Source organism: Bacteroidota bacterium (genome assembly GCA_039111535.1).
Classification (GTDB): domain Bacteria; phylum Bacteroidota; class Rhodothermia; order Rhodothermales; family JAHQVL01; genus JBCCIM01.
Map to the genome: position 1 here is coordinate 1 of JBCCIM010000072.1, position 21,373 is coordinate 21,373.

At 49.3% G+C, this 21,373-nt stretch carries 16 protein-coding genes; 7 read left to right on the forward strand and 9 right to left on the reverse strand.

Annotated features, from left to right (window positions below; translation table 11 throughout):
* Nucleotides 1-1,141, forward strand: a 1,141-nt coding sequence (locus AAF564_12580; GenBank protein ID MEM8486379.1) for a hypothetical protein, incomplete at its 5' end; no start/stop codon positions are given.
* Nucleotides 1,142-1,305: 164 nt separating this feature from the next.
* Here the strand turns inward: AAF564_12580 and AAF564_12585 are convergent.
* The 4 genes from AAF564_12585 to AAF564_12600 form a co-directional block, all read right to left on the reverse strand.
* Nucleotides 1,306-5,547 carry a two-component regulator propeller domain-containing protein gene (locus tag AAF564_12585; protein MEM8486380.1) on the reverse strand — a complete coding sequence of 1,414 codons (4,242 nt, stop codon included), beginning with the start codon at nucleotides 5,545-5,547 and terminating at the stop codon, nucleotides 1,306-1,308.
* A gap of 166 nt (nucleotides 5,548-5,713) precedes the next feature.
* A complete protein-coding gene (locus AAF564_12590) occupies nucleotides 5,714-6,163 on the reverse strand; it encodes a hypothetical protein (GenBank protein MEM8486381.1) in 450 nt (149 codons plus the stop codon).
* Between the two features lie 27 nt (nucleotides 6,164-6,190).
* Nucleotides 6,191-7,207 carry a hypothetical protein gene (locus tag AAF564_12595; protein ID MEM8486382.1) on the reverse strand — a complete coding sequence of 339 codons (1,017 nt, stop codon included), beginning with the start codon at nucleotides 7,205-7,207 and terminating at the stop codon, nucleotides 6,191-6,193.
* 81 nt (nucleotides 7,208-7,288) lie between these two features.
* Nucleotides 7,289-9,247: an ATP-binding protein gene (locus AAF564_12600; protein ID MEM8486383.1), complete on the reverse strand. Its 1,959-nt coding sequence runs from the start codon at nucleotides 9,245-9,247 to the stop codon at nucleotides 7,289-7,291.
* A gap of 328 nt (nucleotides 9,248-9,575) precedes the next feature.
* Here AAF564_12600 and katG point away from each other — a divergent pair, with 328 nt between their 5' ends.
* Nucleotides 9,576-11,750 (forward strand): catalase/peroxidase HPI, encoded by a 2,175-nt coding sequence (gene katG, locus AAF564_12605; GenBank protein MEM8486384.1) that lies wholly within the window; start codon nucleotides 9,576-9,578, stop codon nucleotides 11,748-11,750.
* 165 nt (nucleotides 11,751-11,915) lie between these two features.
* Here katG and AAF564_12610 read toward each other — a convergent pair whose 3' ends face one another.
* A complete protein-coding gene (locus tag AAF564_12610; GenBank protein MEM8486385.1) occupies nucleotides 11,916-13,346 on the reverse strand; it encodes a hypothetical protein in 1,431 nt (476 codons plus the stop codon).
* Nucleotides 13,347-13,648: 302 nt separating this feature from the next.
* Between AAF564_12610 and AAF564_12615 the strand changes: the two genes are divergently transcribed.
* From AAF564_12615 to AAF564_12630, 4 genes are all read left to right on the forward strand, one after another.
* Complete coding sequence (locus AAF564_12615; GenBank protein MEM8486386.1) at nucleotides 13,649-14,200, forward strand: DUF1643 domain-containing protein; 552 nt, start codon at nucleotides 13,649-13,651, stop codon at nucleotides 14,198-14,200.
* 194 nt (nucleotides 14,201-14,394) lie between these two features.
* A complete protein-coding gene (locus tag AAF564_12620) occupies nucleotides 14,395-16,104 on the forward strand; it encodes a GMC family oxidoreductase (protein ID MEM8486387.1) in 1,710 nt (569 codons plus the stop codon).
* Between the two features lie 4 nt (nucleotides 16,105-16,108).
* The gene (locus AAF564_12625; GenBank protein ID MEM8486388.1) at nucleotides 16,109-16,702 is read left to right on the forward strand and encodes a gluconate 2-dehydrogenase subunit 3 family protein; all 594 of its coding nucleotides are present in this window, start codon (nucleotides 16,109-16,111) and stop codon (nucleotides 16,700-16,702) included.
* Nucleotides 16,703-16,713: 11 nt separating this feature from the next.
* Nucleotides 16,714-16,923, forward strand: coding sequence for a hypothetical protein (locus AAF564_12630; GenBank protein ID MEM8486389.1), 210 nt, complete (start codon nucleotides 16,714-16,716; stop codon nucleotides 16,921-16,923).
* Between the two features lie 229 nt (nucleotides 16,924-17,152).
* Here AAF564_12630 and AAF564_12635 read toward each other — a convergent pair whose 3' ends face one another.
* From AAF564_12635 to AAF564_12645, 3 genes are all read right to left on the reverse strand, one after another.
* A complete protein-coding gene (locus AAF564_12635; GenBank protein ID MEM8486390.1) occupies nucleotides 17,153-18,001 on the reverse strand; it encodes a sugar phosphate isomerase/epimerase in 849 nt (282 codons plus the stop codon).
* A gap of 132 nt (nucleotides 18,002-18,133) precedes the next feature.
* The gene (locus AAF564_12640) at nucleotides 18,134-18,769 is read right to left on the reverse strand and encodes a DUF998 domain-containing protein (protein ID MEM8486391.1); all 636 of its coding nucleotides are present in this window, start codon (nucleotides 18,767-18,769) and stop codon (nucleotides 18,134-18,136) included.
* Between the two features lie 81 nt (nucleotides 18,770-18,850).
* A complete protein-coding gene (locus AAF564_12645) occupies nucleotides 18,851-20,146 on the reverse strand; it encodes a hypothetical protein (GenBank protein ID MEM8486392.1) in 1,296 nt (431 codons plus the stop codon).
* A 172-nt stretch (nucleotides 20,147-20,318) separates the two neighbouring features.
* Here AAF564_12645 and AAF564_12650 point away from each other — a divergent pair, with 172 nt between their 5' ends.
* Complete coding sequence (locus AAF564_12650; protein MEM8486393.1) at nucleotides 20,319-20,492, forward strand: hypothetical protein; 174 nt, start codon at nucleotides 20,319-20,321, stop codon at nucleotides 20,490-20,492.
* Nucleotides 20,493-20,818: 326 nt separating this feature from the next.
* Here AAF564_12650 and AAF564_12655 read toward each other — a convergent pair whose 3' ends face one another.
* Complete coding sequence (locus AAF564_12655; protein ID MEM8486394.1) at nucleotides 20,819-21,091, reverse strand: hypothetical protein; 273 nt, start codon at nucleotides 21,089-21,091, stop codon at nucleotides 20,819-20,821.
* Between the last annotated feature and the right edge of the window lie 282 nt (nucleotides 21,092-21,373).

Sequence of the window (21,373 nt, forward strand, 5' to 3'; positions counted from 1 at the left end):
CACGCCTGTATTCAACGTATGGAACATGGGCGGCATCCGGCCGCAGACTTTCGACAACCCTATGATCACCTGGCTCGTGCCGGGCGTTCCCGAAACACCGTTTGACGCCGGCTTCCCGCTGGCTGCGGCGTATGCTGCAGTGAACGAAGACGTGATTGCCGGTATCGAAGCCCTCGGCGCCCAAGATCCGATGCTCGCTCCACTCGTGCCAACCCTGGTACAATTGCTGCGTTCAGGATCTCCCGACGGGTTTTCAGGTGGCATCGCAAGCACTGACCTCGGCGGCAACGAACTGCTTCCTATCTCGGCTGAAACCAAGTTGATCTCTCAACTCTCTGCATTTGAGTTTGGATACAAAGGACTGTTTGCAGAACGGCTCGCTGTAGGGTTTGATGTGTACCATTTCAGAAAAACCAGCGCCGGCGGGTTCTCTCAAGTGAGTCCAATTATCACCATGACCAGTCTCCCGGGTGACCTTGGTGATAGCGTGCAGAATACCTTCCAGCCGCTCATTGAAGGCGGCTTGCTGCAGATGGGCTTCGATGCTGCTACTGCAGCTGCGCTCGCAAGCGAAGTTGGTGATGTACTGAACGATGCGTACGCACTTGGTGGTTTGTCTTTTCTCACCGCGCTATCAGACGCCGGCCTACCGTTCCACGGCATTGTGGAATCAGACCAGGTACCCGACACAGGATTCCCACAACTTGCCTTTGGCTATCCAACCCGCAACCCGGACGCGATTAGCAAAGACTGGGGATTTGAGGCCCATGCAAAATATTACTTTACTGACTCATTTACGCTCTACGGTAACTACACTTGGTTCAACAGGCCTTCTGGCAACCCGGGTGATCTCAATTTCCCACAGAACAAAATCAGGACGGGTCTGAGTTATGGGGCAACAACTGGCTGGAAAGGCAGCTTATCCTACCAATGGGATCAGGCTTATACCTCAAACAATGCAACCTTTCCCGGTAAAATTGATGCGCGTTCGTTGATCGATGTGTCCGTAGGATATGGATTGGCAAATGGGCTTAATGTGGAGGCATCGGCTACAAACCTGTTCGACAACAAGTTCAGGGCCCTGCCCGGTTTCCCGGAAATAGGCCGGCGGGTGATTGCGCGAATGACGTATGATTTGTAACGGTTCACAAATCAGCCTGACTGCCCACACAGTACAATAGATCGCGTGTTTTCGATCAAACGAAAGCACGCGTATAAGAAAAAAAGAACCTGAGAATGTCGATGAATTCTCAGGTTCTTTTTTATATCCAGGAGTGAAAACCAATCTCTGTAACAACCCTCGACTTAAACTTTTTCCATCGTAGGGATGCGTGGCGCTGGTAGCATCTGCTCTTCAAAGCGGCCAATCGTAACACAAGGCAACGTAAACCAAAAACTTGCCCCCTGGCCGGCCTCGCTATCAACACCAACCTCGCCGCTGTGCGCCTCGATGAGGGACTTGACGATAAAGAGGCCCAGTCCCGTTGAATGCTCACCGGCAGTTGGCTTTGCACTCAATCGCTGCATTTTTCCAAACACTTTCAATTTGTCCGCAGGCGTAAGCCCGGGCCCTTCATCTTTTACAGATACTTTTACGGTTGGACTTCCCAGCGTTTCGCCCCCCTGCTGTGCTGCGCAAATATCTATGTACACATTTGTACCAATCGGACTGTACTTCACGGCGTTCGAGACGTAATTATCCAGTACTCGTTGGATCGCTATTTCGTCAACTTCTACGATGATGTTTGCGCACGTACCGTAATGAAGCGTTATGTTTTTGCTTTTTGCCTGTACATCATTCCAGCGGATTACGGCTGCTACGATGTCTCCTAGCAAGACCATCTCTTTGTTTAGTTGCACCTGCTCATCATGGTGCTGAGAATCCAGCAACTTTTTGGTAATTAGGAGCATGCGCTCGGCCTCTTCCTTCAGGAGCGGGACGTGCTCTACGGCACTCTCATAGGTTGCCTGGATGCCGGCTTCCATATCTTCCAAAATCATATCAGCCAGTCCAATAATACCACCTAATGGGTTTTTCAAGTCGTGCGCTGCAATACCCAAAAGCTCTTTGTTTTTCTCAATTGCCTCACGAAGAGAATCTGTGCGCCCTTCAAGCTTTTTGTTGGTTTCGAGCAACTCATTGTTGAAGTTGATCAGCTGGTCCTTGGCTTCAATTTCGGTGGCCAGCATTTTTTTCTCTAACTCACGCGCTTCGTTCTTTTGCAGCAAGTATTTGCGCCTCAAATGATACGAGTACCCGATCAACATGCACAACATCAGAGCGGCAAACAGCAAGAAATAGGCATTCTTAAGCAGGGGAAGGTGAATATCGAGCGATACACTCCGAGCAGTAGAGTAGTTCAAGTTCTGATCTATGTACTGCACTTCGAGATGATAATTACCGGCGTCTGCTGGCGTCCAGTTAAACACACGTTCTTTTGTGATGACCTGCGTAACAAGATCTCCCGTCCCGTTCTTGACAAGAATACGAAACTGACGATTTTCGATCTGTGTTGACAGATCTGTTTCGCTAAATGCCACAGATATGGTACGATCGACATCAAATGCCGGCAGTTCGTCTTTCGCCAGATATGACGATGAACCACTGCTAATGGCATCAATGGTAACCGAGTGTGCTTTGTTTATGCGCTCATATCCAGTTAAACCACCATCAAACGTCGCTATCCATAACATGCCGGAAGCGTCTGCATTGATTTTCATGACGTGGCCCCCCGCTAATCCATCTCTTGCGTCAATTTTGGAATATGCAATGCCATCATAAGCGATTACCCCGCGGCTTTGTGTACCAAACCACATTTTATCGTCATCGGTTTGGTAAACTGCCCATACTGAATTGTCAGGTAACTTGAGCCGGTCCGTAACAAGTTGCCAGGAGCCGGCCTCAAGCTCAAATACACCTTCAGACGTATAATGTGTTAACTTGTCTGCCTCCCGGTGGTATACTCCATTCGACCCGGCAAACCACAAATTTCCGGCGCGATCTTCATAGATGTTATAAATGCCTGAGTTTTCTAGTCCCAGCTCCTGATGCACATCTCTAAACACCCCTTCTTCAAACAACACAATGCCCGCACTCGTGCCTACCCAAAGCCCTTGGGGCGTATCGTACAAAGCCCAAACCTGCTCATCTGATAACCCGTCTTCTAGCGTGTAATGCGCAATTCGCTCTCCGGTATGAACATCGTATTTTGACAATCCGCCGCCTGTGAAGCCCTTTCCTGTCCACAAAAAACCATCATCGTCCTGCGCCAACGCGATATTCCATTCTTTATAATTGAATGTAACAGGATCATGCACAGCGGAATCGGGCGCGTATGAGCGCAGTCCCTCATGGGTACCAAACACATACTTGTTCGGGCTTATTTCAAGCATCTGTCGCACGTATAAATCGCCTTCATCCTTTAAGATGCGATTAAACTCATAGCCATTGAACGCAAAGATGCCCCCCCAGGCCGTCGCAATGTACATTTGATCGCTTGTCGATGCATGAACAATATCAAAGACATTTACGACCCCACCACCAGGTTTGAATAACCCATCTGATTCATCAAATGCACGGATCGCGTAATCAAAACTGGAAATGCCGTTCTCTGTGCCAATCCAAACGGTTTTATCCTGACTACAATCGACTGAAGTCACCTTGTTATTGGCAAGCCCTTGCCTGGTTGTGTAGTTGGTAAACTGGGCACCATTATATGCAGACAAGCCACCAAGCGTAGCAAACCACATCAGGCCGTCAGAGCTTTCACAGATTTCACGGACTGCATTATCAACAAGGCCATTTTTTGTAGTCAACTCAGTTGTACTGACACCATCAAATGTTGCAATGCCTTTGTTTGTCGCTAGCCAAATCCCTCCCTTTCGATCAGCATGCAAGTCATAGATAGCACGCCCTTCAAACTGGCGATAATTATTAATAGCGTCGCCTTCTATATATCCAAGTCCGCCCAGGGTACCAATCCAGATTTTTCCTTCAGCATCCTCTGTTATAGTGGTTACATGCACGTTGGGCAACTGCTCCTGAATCGTATCCAGCGCAGAAAACTTGTCATTTACAACTTGAAAAATGCCCAGACTAGTGCCTATCCAGATGCGCCCGCTACTGTCTTCAAAGAGGGCCGTAATATCATTACCCAATGTTTCATCAGCAATGGCAACAGGATGAATCAAACCGTCTTTCAGCCGTGCCAGACCACTATCTGTACCTATCCACAAACTGCTATCTGAAGCTTCCATCAGTAGCTTGGCCAGGTTAGAGGCAAGCCCACTCCGGACGGCATAGTTCACAAAGGAGTGTCCATTGAACTGGCAAACGCCTCCGCCTGACGTAGCGCACGCCAGTTGTCCGGTAGCGTCGATTAGTACGTCATTCACGATGTGGTACGGCAGACCATCCAGGGGGCCTATGGAGTGCCAGACGCCTTTTCTCGTTTCGGGAAACCTGATTTCGATATTGGAAACGGGCTGCTGACCCGCTGCCACCTGTAATGTGCCTCCTACAAAATAGGGCGTACCGGCATCAACATATTCAAATCCCCAGGGTGTACTCAGCCGCAATTTGTACTGACCAGAAGGAAGATTAGGAAGCGTGAAGAAACCCTGCTCATCCGAAAAGGCGGACCCGATCAGCATTTGGTCTTCTTTTCTGATGGCTTCGATAAACACGCCTGCATTGGGCGCCTTACCATCCATCAAATATACTCTGCCACCTAACGTAGCAGCCGGCTTGAGGCGCAACTCGAACCCGCGTATACCCCTTGCCCCAGGCTTTGGGAATACCCGCCACATCCCCAGATTATCTAACGTTGCCTTGATGCTACACCGGTCTGTATCCAGGGGCGCTTCAATGGAATAGATCCCGTTTTGACCAGCAAAGGTTTGCGCACTGACTTCGTTATTACAAAGGAGAAGAATTTCAGCACCTTCAGCCGGCTTGCCATCCGCAAGAAACGCTCGTCCACTGACAGAATTATCAATAACATTTGGATGTGACAGCGAGAACTTCCAATCTCCGACCCAGCCTGAGACAAAAACAAGGATGTTGTTGCTACCCGCGTTGAGCGTAGCATAGAACGTATCTTCACTGTGTTGATATTCGCGGGATTCGTCGTGACTGAAAACCAGTTCACCATTTACCCAGATATATGCCGGCCCTGTGCTGCCAAATCTAAAAGGAATTTGTTGTGTTTCTGCTGATTCTAAGGTAGAAAAAGCATAGACCTGGTTCGATGCGCGGAGAAACCGCTTCAGGTCTATGATTGACGTGGGAAAGACGTGATGTACCCAGGTAAGCGTATCCTGGTTGGCGGCCACAAAAGTATCGCCATTTTCCGGCACCTGCACAGATAATACATCTGCGTGCTGAATTTTCTGGGCGGGGAGGTTACCAAGCAGTACCCACGAATTCAGCGCATCTCCATCACCCTTAGGTCTGGTTTGCCCATAGGCACAAACAGCCGTAAATACAGCTGCAACGATCCATACTATACATGGAAGGATGGATTGGGCGAAGCGACGAAAACACATGAATACACATTCACTTGAGCTGGTTCTTCAGTGTATCGTCAATTTCTGGCGCAATTTAACGCTGCCGACTGTGAGGCTTTCCAATATGCACGTGCATGCCCCAACTTCTCCTCACATCAAGTCCCGTTTCTCTTGGTTTCTATCAAAGCTTGCCCAAGAAAAGGACTTACCACTCCTCTTTTCCCTCCACCAGAATCGTCTTCAGATCCTCTGTTTCCGCAGTTGCGCTAACAACACCTATGGCTCCGGGAGTACGTGCGATATACGCTATGAGGGCATCTTCGGAATCGAAGTGCTTCGGCGTTTTGGCTTTGCCCCTGAATACAATCTGGATCCAGTAGGTCTTCACGTCATGAGGAGACATACCAAAAACTTTATCTGCAATAACCTTCGAAATAGGCACAGAGCTCTTCAGCAGTACAATAGCTATTTTTGTATCACCATCCCACCACTGCTGCTGAGCTTTAAAAACAGATCGCAATTCACTTTCATCGAGGTTGTCCGGAGGCCCAACCGGGTTACCGACAATTTTAATTTCCTGGCCGCTAGCTGGCATACAAATCAGTAAACCAACCAATAACTGTAGTAGCAGACCATATTTTTTAAATGCGTTCATCGAAATATTCTTTAATATGGTACAGTGCTAAAATCCTAATGCTACCTGGAAAACGAACCGGCCAATGGTATCTGCATTTTCTGCGCCAATAGTCTGGTACTCCAATCTGATTACGGCTAAAAAATTCAAATCGAATCGCAGACCCATTAAAAACTGGTTTGCATCCTCAGCAAGGAAATACGGCTCACTATCTTCAAATATGAGTTGATCAAAGCGGACATAAGGCGTGACCTTACCCAACTGATACCCACCATAGATGTAGTGTCCGAGGGTAGCACCATCTCCCAAATCACTTCGATTACTCACCAGCATAACCTCTCCCAGCAATTCAAGCGCATCCTTTTTGAAACGGGCATTGCCGCCAACAGACTGTTGCCGCACCGAAGCCGCGAGCGGTATGCGCCCCGCATCATTTCTGCGAAACGAAGGCAACCCAGCTGCAATCCGATCAAAGTATCCTGTTATGCCCACCCGGAGGACTGCGTTCAAATCTTTGTGAAAGGCTATGGCCAGGGATTTGGACTCATCATTGTCGCTTCGTGCTGTCGAGCCTATGCCATTACCCAGCATAAACTCATAATAGATCCCTGAAGGCAAATTGCCCCAAACAGAAACACCAACCGTGTGAATAGGCATGATGCCTCCACGGTTTTCAAAACTCAGCATGATCGGCCGACCAACTGTAGGCTGCAATACAGTGCCATGGTGATATGAAGTATTCCAATACCCAAGGGGCGTATGGTGCTTGCCTATTTCAAAGTTGAGATAGTTGTTCAGGTGATACCGAAAGGCAACACGCTCAACGTCGACCTCAAATCCATCATGATATTCGAAAGTGGTCTCTCCAAGGAAAGAAATGCGATCGGATAAATCTGAGACCACATAGAGCACATATTCGCCAAGCTGGAACGCTGACTTGCTGTCCTCTTTATTGGAGGCAACAAACGAGAAGTCGGTAAATCCATGTATGTGGGTTTCTTGTGCTCGGCTATTGGCCGGCAACAAAAGCCCAAAACACAAAAGTGCCAAGAAAAGTGTACGCATTTGCTTTTGTATTTATTAAAGAGACGTCCTGAATGGAAATAGCTAGTAAATGATAAATTTGGTTCGTGCGGAATAAAGCGCCTATTGTTGGCTTACTTCCGCTTCCTCAAGGGGTAATTTTATTATGAAGACCGTCCCCACGCCTTCTTCGGACTCAAGTGTTATGACCCCACCATGCTTTTCGGTGACTACATTGTGCGCCACGGCAAGCCCCTGCCCGGTGCCTTTGCCTACTTCTTTCGTCGTAAAAAACAGATCGAATACTTTGGCTTGAATTTTTTCCGGTATGCCGGTGCCATTGTCTCGAATGCGGATTTCAGCAAACCTGTCGACGACACTGGTGCTTACCGTTATGGTGCCTTTCTGATTGGGTTTATCCTTGATAATTGGGGTAATGGCGTGCGCAGCGTTCACTATTAAATTCAGAAACACCTGGTTCAATTCGCTTTGCAGGCTTGGCACTTTGGGCAGATCCGGATCAAATTCAGTCACAACATCTGCCACGTATTTCCATTCGTTTCTCGCGACGTTGAGGGTACTCTCAAGTGCAGCATTGATGTCGTTTAGATCCTTTTCCTTTGTGCCGGGATGAGAAAAGAGTTTCATGGATTGCACAATAGATGCAACCTGCGTTACACCAACAAGAGACTCTTCTATTGCAAAGGGGATCTCTTCGCGCATGTAAGCCATTTTTGAAGCTGCAATACTTTGCTCAACCTCGCTGATCAGCGTATCAAGTACAGCGCCTTCTTTGAAGCTTTCAACAAGTTCCTGGCTTTTGCCGAGCACGCTATCCAGCCGTTTAAATGCAACTTCCAGAAACCGCGTATTGTCGCCGATGTACTGGATTGGTGTATTGATTTCGTGTGCTACGCCGGCCGCCAATTGTCCGAGAGACTCCAGTTTTTGCGCCTGCGAAAGCTGGCTTTCCAGGTTCTTTTTTTCTGTAATATCAGCGGCCAGAATCAGGTAACCCTGCGCTTTAGCATCCGCATCACGGACAATATTAATGGTCACATTTAGGAAGCCGGCGCGCCCCTCCCTGGTCTCATATTTCACGTCATCCACCATGGTGAACTCGTGATTCATGCCTTCCTTGAAATGGTTTTCCAGACTACCAAGGCTCCATTTCTCATCCAGAACACGCAGCGGTTGCCCCAACACGTGCTCTTCCGATAGTTCAAATAACTGCGCAGCTACAATATTCCAGCGTCTCACAATGCCAGCCTGGTCCACCCCTATCACTACAGATGAAATGGAGGAAAGCAGTTGCTCTGTCTCTCGATGGGCCTTCTGAATATCATCCTTGGCTTTCTCCAATGCTGCAACGGATTCCGTAAGCTCCTCAGCGCGTGCCTCCAACTCATCCGTTTTCCCAGCAATGGTCCTCGCCATTTCATTAAAATTCGTCGCAAGAATACCCGTCTCGTCGCGGGTGGACACGTTCGCCCGAACCGTGTAGTCTCCTTCCTTCAGTGCCCTGGTGGCTTTGGTAAGTAACTCGATTGGACGCGTTAATCTTATAGCAACTACGTAGGCTAAAACCAAGCCCAACATGAGAATGAGGGCCCCAATAATCAGGGTTTGATTTCGACTTTGCGTAATCAGGTCATTCAATTGACGCAACGAGTACGCCATGTATATCTCACCAAATACCTGATCGCCAATTTCTATACCCGACTTGTTGATCAGTACATCATCTCCTTTGAATAAATTCCCTGCAAGATCCGCCTCGCTAAGCTCCAGCCCTTCGGGATACGAAGCGATGGTCTGGTTCTCCGCATCTTTGACCAAAACAAAGACGAATCTTTCGTCACTGCGCGCAAAATCAAAAACGAATTGCAGACTCTCGTAATTATCATCCCGTAGACCGATAGCCAGACCTAGTCCCAGGGTTTCACTGATAACGGCCAGTTCGTTTTCGTAGGCCTCGACGTACTGCTTTCGTTGCTGGGCGGGAAAGTACAGGTCTACGAAGATCACCAAACTTGCAATCAGTACAAAGATGCTTGCCGCATACCGAAATTTTATTGATCTCATCTAACTGAACATGGACTTCAGAGAAAACGCCGCTCATCCAGCCCTGCAATTGCTTTGCCTAATCGGAATTCCAGTATTTTTCCGATAAAAATGCAAGCTTCCCGCCTACCTAGGAGAAATAATCCCCTCCTCAACGGTAATTGATTCCGCCAGCCACTTTTCTTCAACAGCGATTTGTCATCACTTTAGCCGAATATGCGACCATGTGGACTGCCATTTATCGACACAGCCTATGACTGTCATAGCCATAATGTATTGGCGCGCCTCTCTCCTTCCTTGGTATACTGACAGCTCATCTTTTTAAGCAAATCGTGCGAACGAAACGAGACTGAATGCAATGAGCAAATGCCCCTTTAACCACGCAGCCGGCGGTGGTACAAACAACCGCGACTGGTGGCCCAACCAACTCCAACTAGACATCCTACACCAGCACTCTTCCCTCTCCAATCCGATGGACGAGGATTTTGACTATAGAGCAGCGTTCAACAGTCTGAACCTTGCTGCAGTCAAATCAGACCTCCTTGCCCTGATGACTGAGTCACAGGATTGGTGGCCGGCAGACTTTGGACACTATGGTCCGTTTTTTATCCGTATGGCCTGGCACAGTGCAGGCACCTACCGAACGGGAGATGGACGCGGAGGCGGTGGCACCGGGGCTCAACGGTTTGCCCCACTCAATAGCTGGCCCGACAACACCAACCTCGACAAGGCACGACGGCTGCTCTGGCCCATCAAACAGAAATACGGCCGCAAACTCTCCTGGGCTGACCTGATGATCCTTACCGGCAACGTTGCCCTCGAATCGATGGGCTTCAAAACGTTTGGCTTTGCCGGCGGCCGGGAAGACATTTGGGAGCCCGAAAAAGACATCTACTGGGGCGCTGAGAACACCTGGCTTGACGACAAACGATATACGGGAGAGCGTGACCTCGAAAATCCACTTGCCGCTGTGCAGATGGGGCTTATTTACGTGAACCCAGAGGGACCAAACGCAAATGCGGACCCCATCTCGGCAGCACATGACATTCGCGAGACCTTTGGCCGCATGGCGATGAATGACGAGGAAACCGTGGCATTAATTGCTGGCGGACATTCGTTTGGCAAAACCCATGGCGCCGGCGATGAAGCGCTTGTAGGTGCAAATCCTGAAGCTGCAGGCATTACCGAACAGGGTTTCGGCTGGAACAGCAAACACGCCTCCGGCATGGGAGCAGATACCATTACCAGTGGGCTCGAAGTAACCTGGACAACCACGCCAACGCAATGGAGCAATAACTTTTTCGAGAACCTTTTCGGGTATGAGTGGGAGCTCACCAAGAGTCCTGCCGGTGCGAAGCAGTGGATAGCCAAAGGCGCAGACAACATCATCCCGGACGCCTATGACGCGGACAAAAGCCACCGTCCTACAATGCTGACAACTGATCTCGCGTTGCGGCTTGACCCTGCCTACGAGAAGATCTCCCGGCGTTTCTACGAAAACCCGGATGAGTTTGCAGACGCATTTGCCCGCGCATGGTTCAAACTTACACACCGCGACATGGGCCCGCGCGCACGGTATCTCGGCCCTGAAGTGCCAGCAGAAGAACTGATTTGGCAGGACCCCATTCCTGCAGTCGATCACAAGCTGATTGATACAAAGGATGTGGCTGCATTAAAAGAAGACATTCTTGACACCGGCCTGCCAGTCTCAGCACTGGTTTCAACTGCCTGGGCGTCTGCATCTACCTTCCGCGGCTCCGATATGCGTGGCGGCGCCAACGGTGCCAGGGTTCGGCTTGCCCCTCAAAAAGACTGGGAAGTCAACCAGCCAGCCCAACTGGCACAGGTAATGCAGGCGCTTGAAGGCATCCAGCAGGCGTTTAATGCAAAACAATCCGATGGCACCAAAGTATCGCTTGCCGACCTGATTGTTCTTGCAGGCTGCGCCGGCATTGAGCGCGCTGCAGCACTTGCCGGTCAAACGGTTCAAGTACCATTCACCGCCGGCCGCATGGATGCCTCCGAAGAGCAAACCGACGTCGATTCGTTCGGCCACCTCGAGCCGCTTGCTGATGGTTTCCGTAATTATCAAAAAGAACGCTACGCGGTATCAGCGGAAGAAATGTTGCTCGACAAAGCACAGCTCATGCGCCTTACAGCGCCCGAACTGACTGTGCTCATCGGCGGTATGCGTGTACTCGACACCAATTTTGACCAGAGCAAACGCGGCGTGTTTACTGACCGCCCGGGTGTACTCACCAACGACTTCTTCGTCAACCTGCTCGACATGGGTACTGTCTGGCGGGCAACAGACGCGCACGAAGAACAGTTTGAAGGCCGCGATCGCAAAACGGGGGCTATCAAGTGGACAGCTACCCGCGTTGATCTGGCCATCGGCTCAAACTCGCAGTTGCGCGCCCTGGCTGAGGTTTACGGATGTGCAGATGCAGCAGTGAAGTTTGTTAACGACTTCGTTAATGCATGGGCCAAAGTGATGGATCTCGATCGCTTTGACCTGCAGTAATCAGTATGTCTGGGATTATCGGCTCTAGCAACTGTCTTCAAGATAGATCCGGGGCCTGATTCATTAAATTATACAGATTAGATAAATATAAAAGTGGCAAAACCTTGATTGGTTTTGCCACTTTTATTGAATGTATATCAGGAAATTCAGCCTGGTATTGTAAACTCAAAGGTCGAGCCCGAAACCAATAAAAGGGCCATATTCAGTTGTATCACGCTCTTTAAACACTGAATACCCAATCAAAATCCGGGGCCATCCTCGCTTCGCTGTACCCGCAGTTACAGATAAAAAGAAATCATTGAACAACCCGTCGGCAGACACGCTAGTGCCTACGGATAATCCTAAGCTTGCTTTATTAGGTGGTGCCAAATCTTCGGGATAATATGTGGCATATATAAATAAACGGGGCCTTACACCTTTGGCTACCTCACTATCAGATAATTCAGGGTTCGGTTCTGCTGGCTTGATGTAATGATGATGATGGTGCATGTTCTCTTCTTGAGTATCACCTTCATCTAGCATCTCTTCCATTTCTGTATCACTTTTGTAATTATCAGATACTCGATAAGTCAAACCTGAAGCGATACCAAGGCGAAATTTGCTATAAGAAGAATTTCCAAAATTATACACGGCGGCCCTAGCCTTACCGGGTAACTCAAGACCTCGATCCCCACAGACTGTGATACGATTCCAGGCATTCTCTGCTATATCTAACCGCGTCATCGCAAGATAGAGATGCGAATTGTCAGCTGCACTTTGTCCAAGATACATCAAGGGAGCAATTTGAGTAGTATCCTTCGGATGGTGACTTGAATTATGGGCTAGATTCACACCGCCAATTAGCGCACCGATTGAATTGATTGCACGCCGCAACACTGGGTCCCGATGTTCCTCGAGGGCTGTGTATTTAATTTGGAGTGCTGAAGGGTTTGTAAGATTTTCACTTCCTTTGTAAAAACCACTATCGCCACAATAGGTATTGACAGGAATCCGGTGAACTAGCTCTTTAGTTGATATAGTCTCTTCTTTTTTTCTATTCGGCTGATCCGGTTTTGCCTTTATTTGAGTAACGATCTGTTCAGATATCGTATGTGTTGAGTCCGACTTATTTTCGGCTTTAAATATCTGCTCCAGTTTTGTATTGATTGTTAAGGTACGTGTACTGTCTAGACTGTTTTTTTTAACAGAATTGTTGACTGCATCAGGGTCACCTTCTATTTTCACGGTGGTAGACATTACCCTATCAATTTTGTCCTCTAGCAACTCCTGTGTATTCATAAATGCCAATACATAAACCGAGCGTTTGCCGGATAGTATGCGGTCATCAAGGATGATATCATCTCGGACCATACTCTGATTTAAGGTGCCGTTTATGTGATCAAAAAACAACACAAGGTCCGTCAACTGTTCAGTATACAAAGAGCCGAAATAAAGTTCTCTAGCCTGAATTGCCCAGTTATCACCGATTTTCCCGCCTTCATTCCGCAAAACCTTGATCAAAGCTTCAATATGAGTTGAATCAGGAGTGGTCAGTAAGCCCTTCTTATACACCGACGCTTGACTGAAGGCAATAGCCGGCAGAAACAGACTAAACATCCACACAGCCCAAATAATGAATTGCGGCTTAAAACATCTTATTCTACACTTAAAACATGCGTAATTTGCCATGTTTGCTAGTAAATCTTTGTCTTGTAAAACAGTCTCGACAAAAATTACCCAAACACCAGCTCAGCTTCTATAGTAAAAAAACATGATCTTTAGTCAGCTCAGTATTTGAGCTACTTTTCGAGAAAACAGACATTCTCAAAAACCCCTATTTCGCGAAAGGACATGGAGTATACTGAGGCTGACAAGCATACACAAGCAGTAATACCTCTCCTTAATAAAGCAGCTTCAAAATGACCTGGATTACCGATGAACATCGCGGCGCTGTTTTTGGCGGCGAGCGCGAGAAAAGGAAAATCAGTAAAAGCAGTCCTTTAACCATGATTCAACCGCACCGTTATACGTTGTGGCGTCGTTTTAAAGAGGGGGCAGACATCTCCAACATGGCTGCGTTTATCGGACTCAATCCGTCTACGGCAACACCTGAAAAACTCGACCCCACTGTCAGCAAATGTGAGTATTGGGCGCAGCATTGGGGCTTTGAGGGATTTGTGATGCTCAATCTCTTCAGCTACCGCGCAACCGACCCTACAGCCATGCTGAAACATGAAGACCCAACCGGCGACCCGGAGAATTTGGCTGCGATTGTATCTGTAAGTAAACAAGCCGGCCTGGTCGTAGCCTGCTGGGGCAACGACGGGCAGCACATGGACCGGGGCACAGCGATCAAAGCTGCGTTAGGCGGCGTTGAGCTCCGCTGCTTAAAGCTAAACATGACCGGCGAACCCAAGCACCCGCTCTATCACAAGAAGGCTGTGGCGCTGGATGATCTGGTTACGGTTTAAGTAGCAGCATCCTTTTTCAAGTAGCAGCATCATACAAGAAGCAATACCACGCAGAATGCCTCCCCAAATCCTTCGCATGTCTCAGGATGACGTTGAAAAAGCAGTGTGCCGGCTCTAATCCACATTCAACATAAGCAGGAAAGTCTGTTAATCATTAGATTACTTCACCCCTGAACTATTCCCACCTTTTCTTCATGCCGAATTACAACATCGACGCGAAGCGCAACATGACTTACGATGCCATTGTCATCGGGTCTGGAATGAGCGGCGGTTGGGCGGCCAAAGAGCTTTGCGAAGCCGGCCTCAAAACCCTCGTCCTCGAGCGCGGCAGAATTATGGATCCTGCCAAAGACTTCCCGAACATGCACAAGGAGGCATGGGATTATGAGTTGCGCGGTAGCCTCACACCGGAAGACAAGAAGAAGTACTACAAGAATATTAGAACGGGTTTTATAGGTGAAGGCAACAAACACCTGTACGCAAACGATGAAGAAAATCCGTACACAGAAGTCAAGCCGTTTCTCTGGGTTCGGGCACACCAGATGGGTGGTCGGTCGCAGCTTTGGGGCCGGCAAAGCTACCGCTGGAGCGAAATAGACTTCGAGGCCAACGCACGCGACGGACATGGCGTAGACTGGCCCATCCGGTACAAAGACCTCGCGCCCTGGTATACGCACGTAGAAAAGTTTGCCGGCATCAGCGGCGAAGCACTTGGCCTACCGCAGTTGCCTGACAGCCACTTCCTCCCTCCGATGGAGCTCAACTGTGTAGAGAAAGACATCAAACAGCGGATTGAGTCAAATTTTCCGGGCCGGCATATGATCATAGGTCGTGTTGCGCATTTGACGGTACCGCATAATGGCCGGGGACAATGCCAATCTCGCAACAAGTGTAGCCTTGGCTGTCCGTACAACGCGTTTTTCAACAGTACAACGGTAACCATGCCGGCTGCAGAGGCAACAGGCAACCTGACGATCCGCCCCTACTCCATCGCCCACTCCATCATTTATGACGAAGAACAGGGCAAAGCAACCGGCGTCCGGCTGATTGACTCCGAGACGGGTGAGATGATGGAGTACTTCGCTCGTATCATCTTTTGTAATGCCTCCACGCTCAGCACCACACGTATCCTGATGAACTCTACCTCAAGCCGTTTCCCCGACGGCCTGGGCAACGACAGCGGCGAATTGGGGCACAACCTGATGGACCACACCTACCGCATTGGCGCAATGGGTACGTTTGAAGGGCATGAAGACAAATATTACAAAGGCCGGCGCCCCAACGGCATTTACATCCCACGCTACTGGAATATTAACGAGCAGACCAAATCTGACAAATTTGTCCGTGGATTTGGATTCCAGGGTGGTGCATCGCGCCCGGGCTGGGGCCGTGGTGCCAATGAAGATAGCTTCGGCGCAGATTTCAAAGCGTCCCTCATTTCAGATCCCGGACCGTGGGAGTTCTTCATCACCGGATTTGCAGAATGCCTGCCGTATCACGACAACAAAGTCACACTCGACACCGACAACCTCGACAAATGGGGACAACCTACCCTTGCAATCGATTGTGACTGGAAAGAAAATGAACTTGCACTTAATGCACAGATCGAGGTTGACGCTGTAGAGATGCTCGACAAAGCCGGCTTGCAAAACATTGTCGGCTTCAACAACCACCACGAACCAGGATTTGGTATCCACGAAATGGGCACAGCACGTATGGGACGCGATCCCAAAACGTCCGTCCTCAACGCAACAAACCAGGTCCATGCTGCAAAAAATGTATTTGTGACCGATGGCGCGTGCATGACCTCCAACTCATGTGTGAACCCATCTTTAACGTATATGGCCCTCACCGCCCGCGCAGCAGATCACGCCATTTCAGAGCTCAAAAAGCAAAACTTGTAAGACCATGAACAGAAGAGAAGCACTCAAACGCACCGCAGTATTGGGCGGCACTGCCGCTGTCTCAACTTCCCTCCTGGGCCTGCTTCAAGGTTGCCAGCAACAGCCGCGCCTTGGCTGGAGCCCAACATTCTTGAGCACGGATCACGCGCAGCTGGTGAGCGCACTGGTCGATACCGTTTTACCAAAGACGGACACGCCAGGCGGCCTGGATGTGAAAGCTGATATGTTTATCGATCTTGTGTTTGATAAAACACTTGATGATGCCGGCAAGGACCAGAAAATTGCTGAGATGGATGCGTTCAATGCAGATTGCAACGCCAGGTATGGCAGTGCATTCCACGAACTTGATCTTGCACAGAAGACTGAATACCTACAAGAACAGGAAGCCAACGCGCCCAAGTTCAATGGCGGCGTGTGGGGTACTGCTGTAGGAGAGCAGCCACCGGTTGGGTTTTATCGGTCCCTGAAATCTCTTATGGTATGGGCCTACTTCTCATCTGAAGAGGTTGGGAAGGACGTCACCAACTATGATCCCATTCCTGGCCCCTATCAGGGTTGCATTCCACTTGCTGACGTTGGTAAAGTATACAGTTACTAGCCGGCTCTATCATGATGCAAAAACCAAAAGACAAAGATACCCGGCACTATCTGGATCTTGATTTACGAACGCAGTCAGTTATCAAGTGGGATTATGGTAACAAGTATGAAATTGCAAAGCCGGACTTTGAAAATCCGTTTCACCACCGACTGTTTATTTCTGAAGGCCAGTACAATAAAATAGTGCGGCGCTACCACGAATTGATGTTTGAATCAGACTAGCATCTTCATTACCTCAGCATGACATGCGCGCGAGCCGTGTACCGAATGTGTTGGCGTGAAAGCCCTCTCCCACCGTGTCATCCCGGACTTGATCCGGAACCCACTGGTATGGCTGGGCTCTGCACCTGAGCCACATGCTTTGCGCGCCCAGATCCTTCGCACTGCTCAGGATGACACCGGGGAAGTGGCGAGTCATCTCGACGACATTCAGCACACGGCAAGACTATCCTCAAACGGACTGCAGGTACGTTGCGCTATCCGGCAAGAGCTTCTGATCCATTTCGACGTACAGGTTCTTCAACCCGCCAACCTTTGCGGCCTCAAAGAAATCAGGCCAATCAACTTTGCCCTGTCCTATTGGTACCGATCCGGATTCTTCACCTCCCCAATCTGCAAGGTGGGCAGATACAAATCGGCCGGGGTATTTGCGGAAGTAGTCAGCTGCGTGGTAGCCGATATTGACTACAGCAACCTGGAATTGCATGGCAACAAGCTCAGGATCCAGACGATCCATCAACACATCGTAAACAAGCTGGCCGTCTATTTCGACAAACTCAAAATGGTGGTTATGGAAGCCAAAAGGCAATCCGTTTTCTTTGATTTTACGGCCCCATTCATTCATCGTATCTGCCGCTTTTTTCCAGTCGTCGAGCGTACCGGTGCGTTCGTTCACGTTGGTTGCAGATACAATCATTTGCTCCAGTCCTAATTCGTGGGCAAATTCGACGCTGGCCATTAAGTCTTTTGTTAACTCCGGGTACGTGAAGTGCGAACTCTCACAAGCGATGCCTTCTCCATCCAGTGTGCGCTTGATCTCAGGTACGGGCATCTTGGCAAGTCCACCAAATCCATAAGAGCCATAGCCCAGCGGCGAGCACATCTCCATACTCTCATACCCCTGGCCGGCCAGTTTTTTGAGGGTGCCGGCAAAATCAGCGTTTAGTGGCTCACGCACTACCCAGCTTTGAAAGCCAATTTTGAATGCGCCAGAACGATGGGCCGCCTGTAACCATGTAGGCAGCAGTACGCTTGCGCCAAGACCGGTAGCAGCGTGTTGGAGGAATGCTCTTCTTTTCATGACAGTGGGGATTGCGTTTCGAGTGTCGAGTGACAATATAATCCTTCGACATTCAAAATTCCTTGTTCGGTATTCTATATTAGAACCAGGAACACTGCAAAAACTTACAAACTCGCCATTCAAACCTCAACTTCAGGCCGGCACAGCCTCATCCTTGATCAATGCCCCCCCTTTGACCAGCCAGGCGAACCCAAAGGCCATAATAGCCAGTGCTTCTAGATAGAATACCGGATTATAAGGTTGGAGCTGGTCTCTCAGGCCATCTGGCACCAGGTAGTACCCAAACATCAGCAGCAACGCGCCCCCCATCACACAAGCGCAGATTTTGTAAAGCCGGATACGCAATACTTTGGCAGGGGTGGTAGGATTAGATTTGGTAAATAGCCAGCCGGCGATGTAAATCAGTACGGCAAAAAACCCGCCCGCACATACCAGGTGTATGGTACCAATGGTGGAGTAGACATCCGGGTCAGCGTCCGTAGGAAAAAGAGCAACTCCGATGGCGAGGATACTTGCTATGTTTGTAAACCAGTTATCTCGCCAGTCATACCCGCGGTAAGTAAGGAGGCCTACTGAAATCGCAAACAGCATTCCGACAAAAACGTCACGCACTGCTGTGTGGTAATACAGACTGACAGTGCGCTGAATGGTAGTATCATAGATCAGCAATCCGCCAACAGCCAGGATGAGCGGTAATGACGTTCCGAGTAGGCCGATGACTTTGCGAACGGCCATCGGTGAAAATACCATTGAACTGGATTCTGACATGAAAAACCTGCTGTAGTTTTGCTTTTACTGCAACAAGGTAAGCAACTACTTGCACACAGACATCCTTTCAATAAGCCATTTTTAGCGCCGGCGGATTTCGAATGCCGGCGTTTCCATATTACGAAAGCGGTCCGGATGGTCATCCGGATGTCCTTCTACAACCCACTGGCCATTCCGGGCGTTGTCCTGCTGCGTGATCGCATCAAAGGTGTTATTGCCACTGAAGTTTTTCTCGCCATGCCGTGTCTCGGTCTTTTTGTAATAAACCGCCCCCCCTTCATTGGCTTCCAGGTGGATGTTCACAAATTCGCAACCGGTAATGCTGCTCTGGATTCGGATGCCATTGCCTGTAGCCTCTTCCCCGTTGTAGCGGCGCGTGCCCTTGATTACACCGTTGACAAAGCTGTTGTTGCTGCTGTGGTATTCAACCATGAGGCCCCAGCAAATGGCATCCAGGATTTCAAAATCTTCCATCCAATTGCCCTGGTTTTCGATATCCCACCAGATGGGATTGCCAATGGCCTTGATGTGACGCAACGTATTTTCTGTTGAGTTGCGGAGTTTGTTGCCGGCATCCCATTTGGGATCAAACCCTTTCCAGTTGTTAAACGACGTTTCAATGTTTTCGAGTGCACAACGGTGCATTTCACGGGAGGAGAGTCCGTTTTGACCGTGGTTCTTGATGATCACATTGTTGATGTTGTGGTTGCGCCCCATGAGGTGCAGGCCTTCGGTATTTGACCACTGCAAATCGAGGTTACGCAGTTCCCATCCTTCTGCTTCTTCAGGAAGGCTGATCATGCCTTGATATCCCGTGTTGGCGCAAAACCTGAAATGCAGACCATCAAGCACGACGCCAGAAGCCGATTTGATGTTCGTAGATAGGATTTGCTGGTATTGTGCAGCCAGGATGTCAAATTCAGCCGGCGGGCGGTCGTCCATAAAACGCGCCCATATCTTTTTCGGATTGTCGGCCGTTCCTTCCAGATATATCGTTCCTGGCATGAGGTCAGCGGTTTTATAGACGGTTTGGAGGGGCTGACCGTCTACAATGATCATATGGGGCTGCATTGCTGCCCGGTGCCGCAGGCCCGCATCACCAAGACCAACTTGTTTGGCGGGATGTTGGTAAAAAGGTTTGTCCCATGTAAGGCCATATGCCTCACCATTCTTTTCCCATGCTGCCGGCGCAACCGGGTGCGCGCCCATGAATACGGGTTGCTCACCTGGATATGCGTGCAGTTGTGTGCCGTCTTGCAATTTGAAACCGCCGCGATAAATGCCTGCCCGGAGCAGGATCGGGGTTGTGCCGGCATCTTTAATTGCTTCATGCAGGTTGTCGTTTGGCCCGACAATGATTTCTGAACCGGATACCATGAACTTGTATTGTTGGTCAAAAGAAAAGACTGGGTCCCCTTAAAAACCGTTACGTGCCGACCATGTGACGAATTATTGTTGGTCACATCCCATTCCGTTCCGCGTGATCTCTCCCCGCGCCTCCCCTCTGTTACTACGTTACTGTCTCTACGCTACGTTCTAAGAAATACCCATGATTAAAACCCAGAACCCGGCAGACCCGGTCTCTTCGAACGAAAAGTACCTGGTATGGGGCCTGTTCACCTGTTTTCTCATCATCATTCTTATGGCGCTCCTACCTGATGCGCTATTCGAATGGGTTGATGCACTGATGCAGGCTTCAGAAGATCCCGTTGTGCAGGGGTAATTGTACACCCCGCAAGTCTTTAAATGAAGAAAAGCCTCTGCAACAAAGCTGCAGAGGCTTTTTTCTGTTAGACACACGAAGCAGCTACCCGTTAAGCCACATCGCGAAACAACCTGTGTGCAATAAAGTGTGTGCAATCTAGACAGGCGCATGTTTGATACCCGCCTATTTCCTCCTCCTCAACCATGCTGATGCCTGCTTGTATCATTCGCAGCGCTATTATTCACCATCACTTTCCGGCAGGCAACCTGGTTATGCCTTAGGCCGGCGCATTCATCAGAAACGCAACCATAATCAGCAGGCAAATGGTAAAGGTAAACTTCAAGTTAGTTCTCATAAGCTTTCTCGTTTAACTCCATGGTTGGTAATTCGAACATGTTGCTCTCTGCATTATAGTGGAGCACGTGAACACCGTCGATACTCCAGGTGCGGTTGCCACGGTCGTCGATGTGCTCGACAACCTGCCCTGCCCGGGCGTATTCCAGTACTTCATGCCGGCTGAAGCCCAGTTTCTCTCCTTGCATATACAAGGCGTATTCAACGACGTCGGGGTCAAGTATGCTGTCCTGATCCATTTGTCTTTCAATCCCGGAAGGCATTTGATGTAACCTGATTTGTAATTCCTTTTATATCGGATGCGATATTCAACTGCGCAAAATATACACACATATTACACATATGTAAATACATGTGGATAACTTTCCTGCTAACAGGCCTTTTTCGCCTTTTTTGAAGGGTTAACAACGGAGAGTTTTGAAACTGAGCTGGTTTTGAGGCAGAATGGTTGCGTTCGATGTTGTGTCCCTGGCAGTTTTGCTATCCTGGCGCCATCCACAGATCCTTCGCGGGCTCAGGATGGGGAAGGCAGTGCGTCATTCAAC

Excerpts from the sequence above, each read along its gene's own strand:
- AAF564_12585 (MEM8486380.1), bottom strand. The coding sequence starts at position 5,547 with ATGTGTTTTCGTCGCTTCGCCCAATCCATCCTTCCATGTATAGTATGG.
- AAF564_12590 (MEM8486381.1), bottom strand. The coding sequence starts at position 6,163 with ATGAACGCATTTAAAAAATATGGTCTGCTACTACAGTTATTGGTTGGT.
- AAF564_12595 (MEM8486382.1), bottom strand. The coding sequence starts at position 7,207 with ATGCGTACACTTTTCTTGGCACTTTTGTGTTTTGGGCTTTTGTTGCCG.
- AAF564_12600 (MEM8486383.1), bottom strand. The coding sequence starts at position 9,247 with ATGAGATCAATAAAATTTCGGTATGCGGCAAGCATCTTTGTACTGATT.
- AAF564_12610 (MEM8486385.1), bottom strand. The coding sequence starts at position 13,346 with ATGTTTAGTCTGTTTCTGCCGGCTATTGCCTTCAGTCAAGCGTCGGTG.
- AAF564_12615 (MEM8486386.1), top strand. The coding sequence starts at position 13,649 with ATGACCTGGATTACCGATGAACATCGCGGCGCTGTTTTTGGCGGCGAG.
- AAF564_12620 (MEM8486387.1), top strand. The coding sequence starts at position 14,395 with ATGCCGAATTACAACATCGACGCGAAGCGCAACATGACTTACGATGCC.
- AAF564_12625 (MEM8486388.1), top strand. The coding sequence starts at position 16,109 with ATGAACAGAAGAGAAGCACTCAAACGCACCGCAGTATTGGGCGGCACT.
- AAF564_12630 (MEM8486389.1), top strand. The coding sequence starts at position 16,714 with ATGATGCAAAAACCAAAAGACAAAGATACCCGGCACTATCTGGATCTT.
- AAF564_12635 (MEM8486390.1), bottom strand. The coding sequence starts at position 18,001 with ATGAAAAGAAGAGCATTCCTCCAACACGCTGCTACCGGTCTTGGCGCA.
- AAF564_12640 (MEM8486391.1), bottom strand. The coding sequence starts at position 18,769 with ATGTCAGAATCCAGTTCAATGGTATTTTCACCGATGGCCGTTCGCAAA.
- AAF564_12645 (MEM8486392.1), bottom strand. The coding sequence starts at position 20,146 with ATGGTATCCGGTTCAGAAATCATTGTCGGGCCAAACGACAACCTGCAT.
- AAF564_12650 (MEM8486393.1), top strand. The coding sequence starts at position 20,319 with ATGATTAAAACCCAGAACCCGGCAGACCCGGTCTCTTCGAACGAAAAG.
- AAF564_12655 (MEM8486394.1), bottom strand. The coding sequence starts at position 21,091 with ATGCCTTCCGGGATTGAAAGACAAATGGATCAGGACAGCATACTTGAC.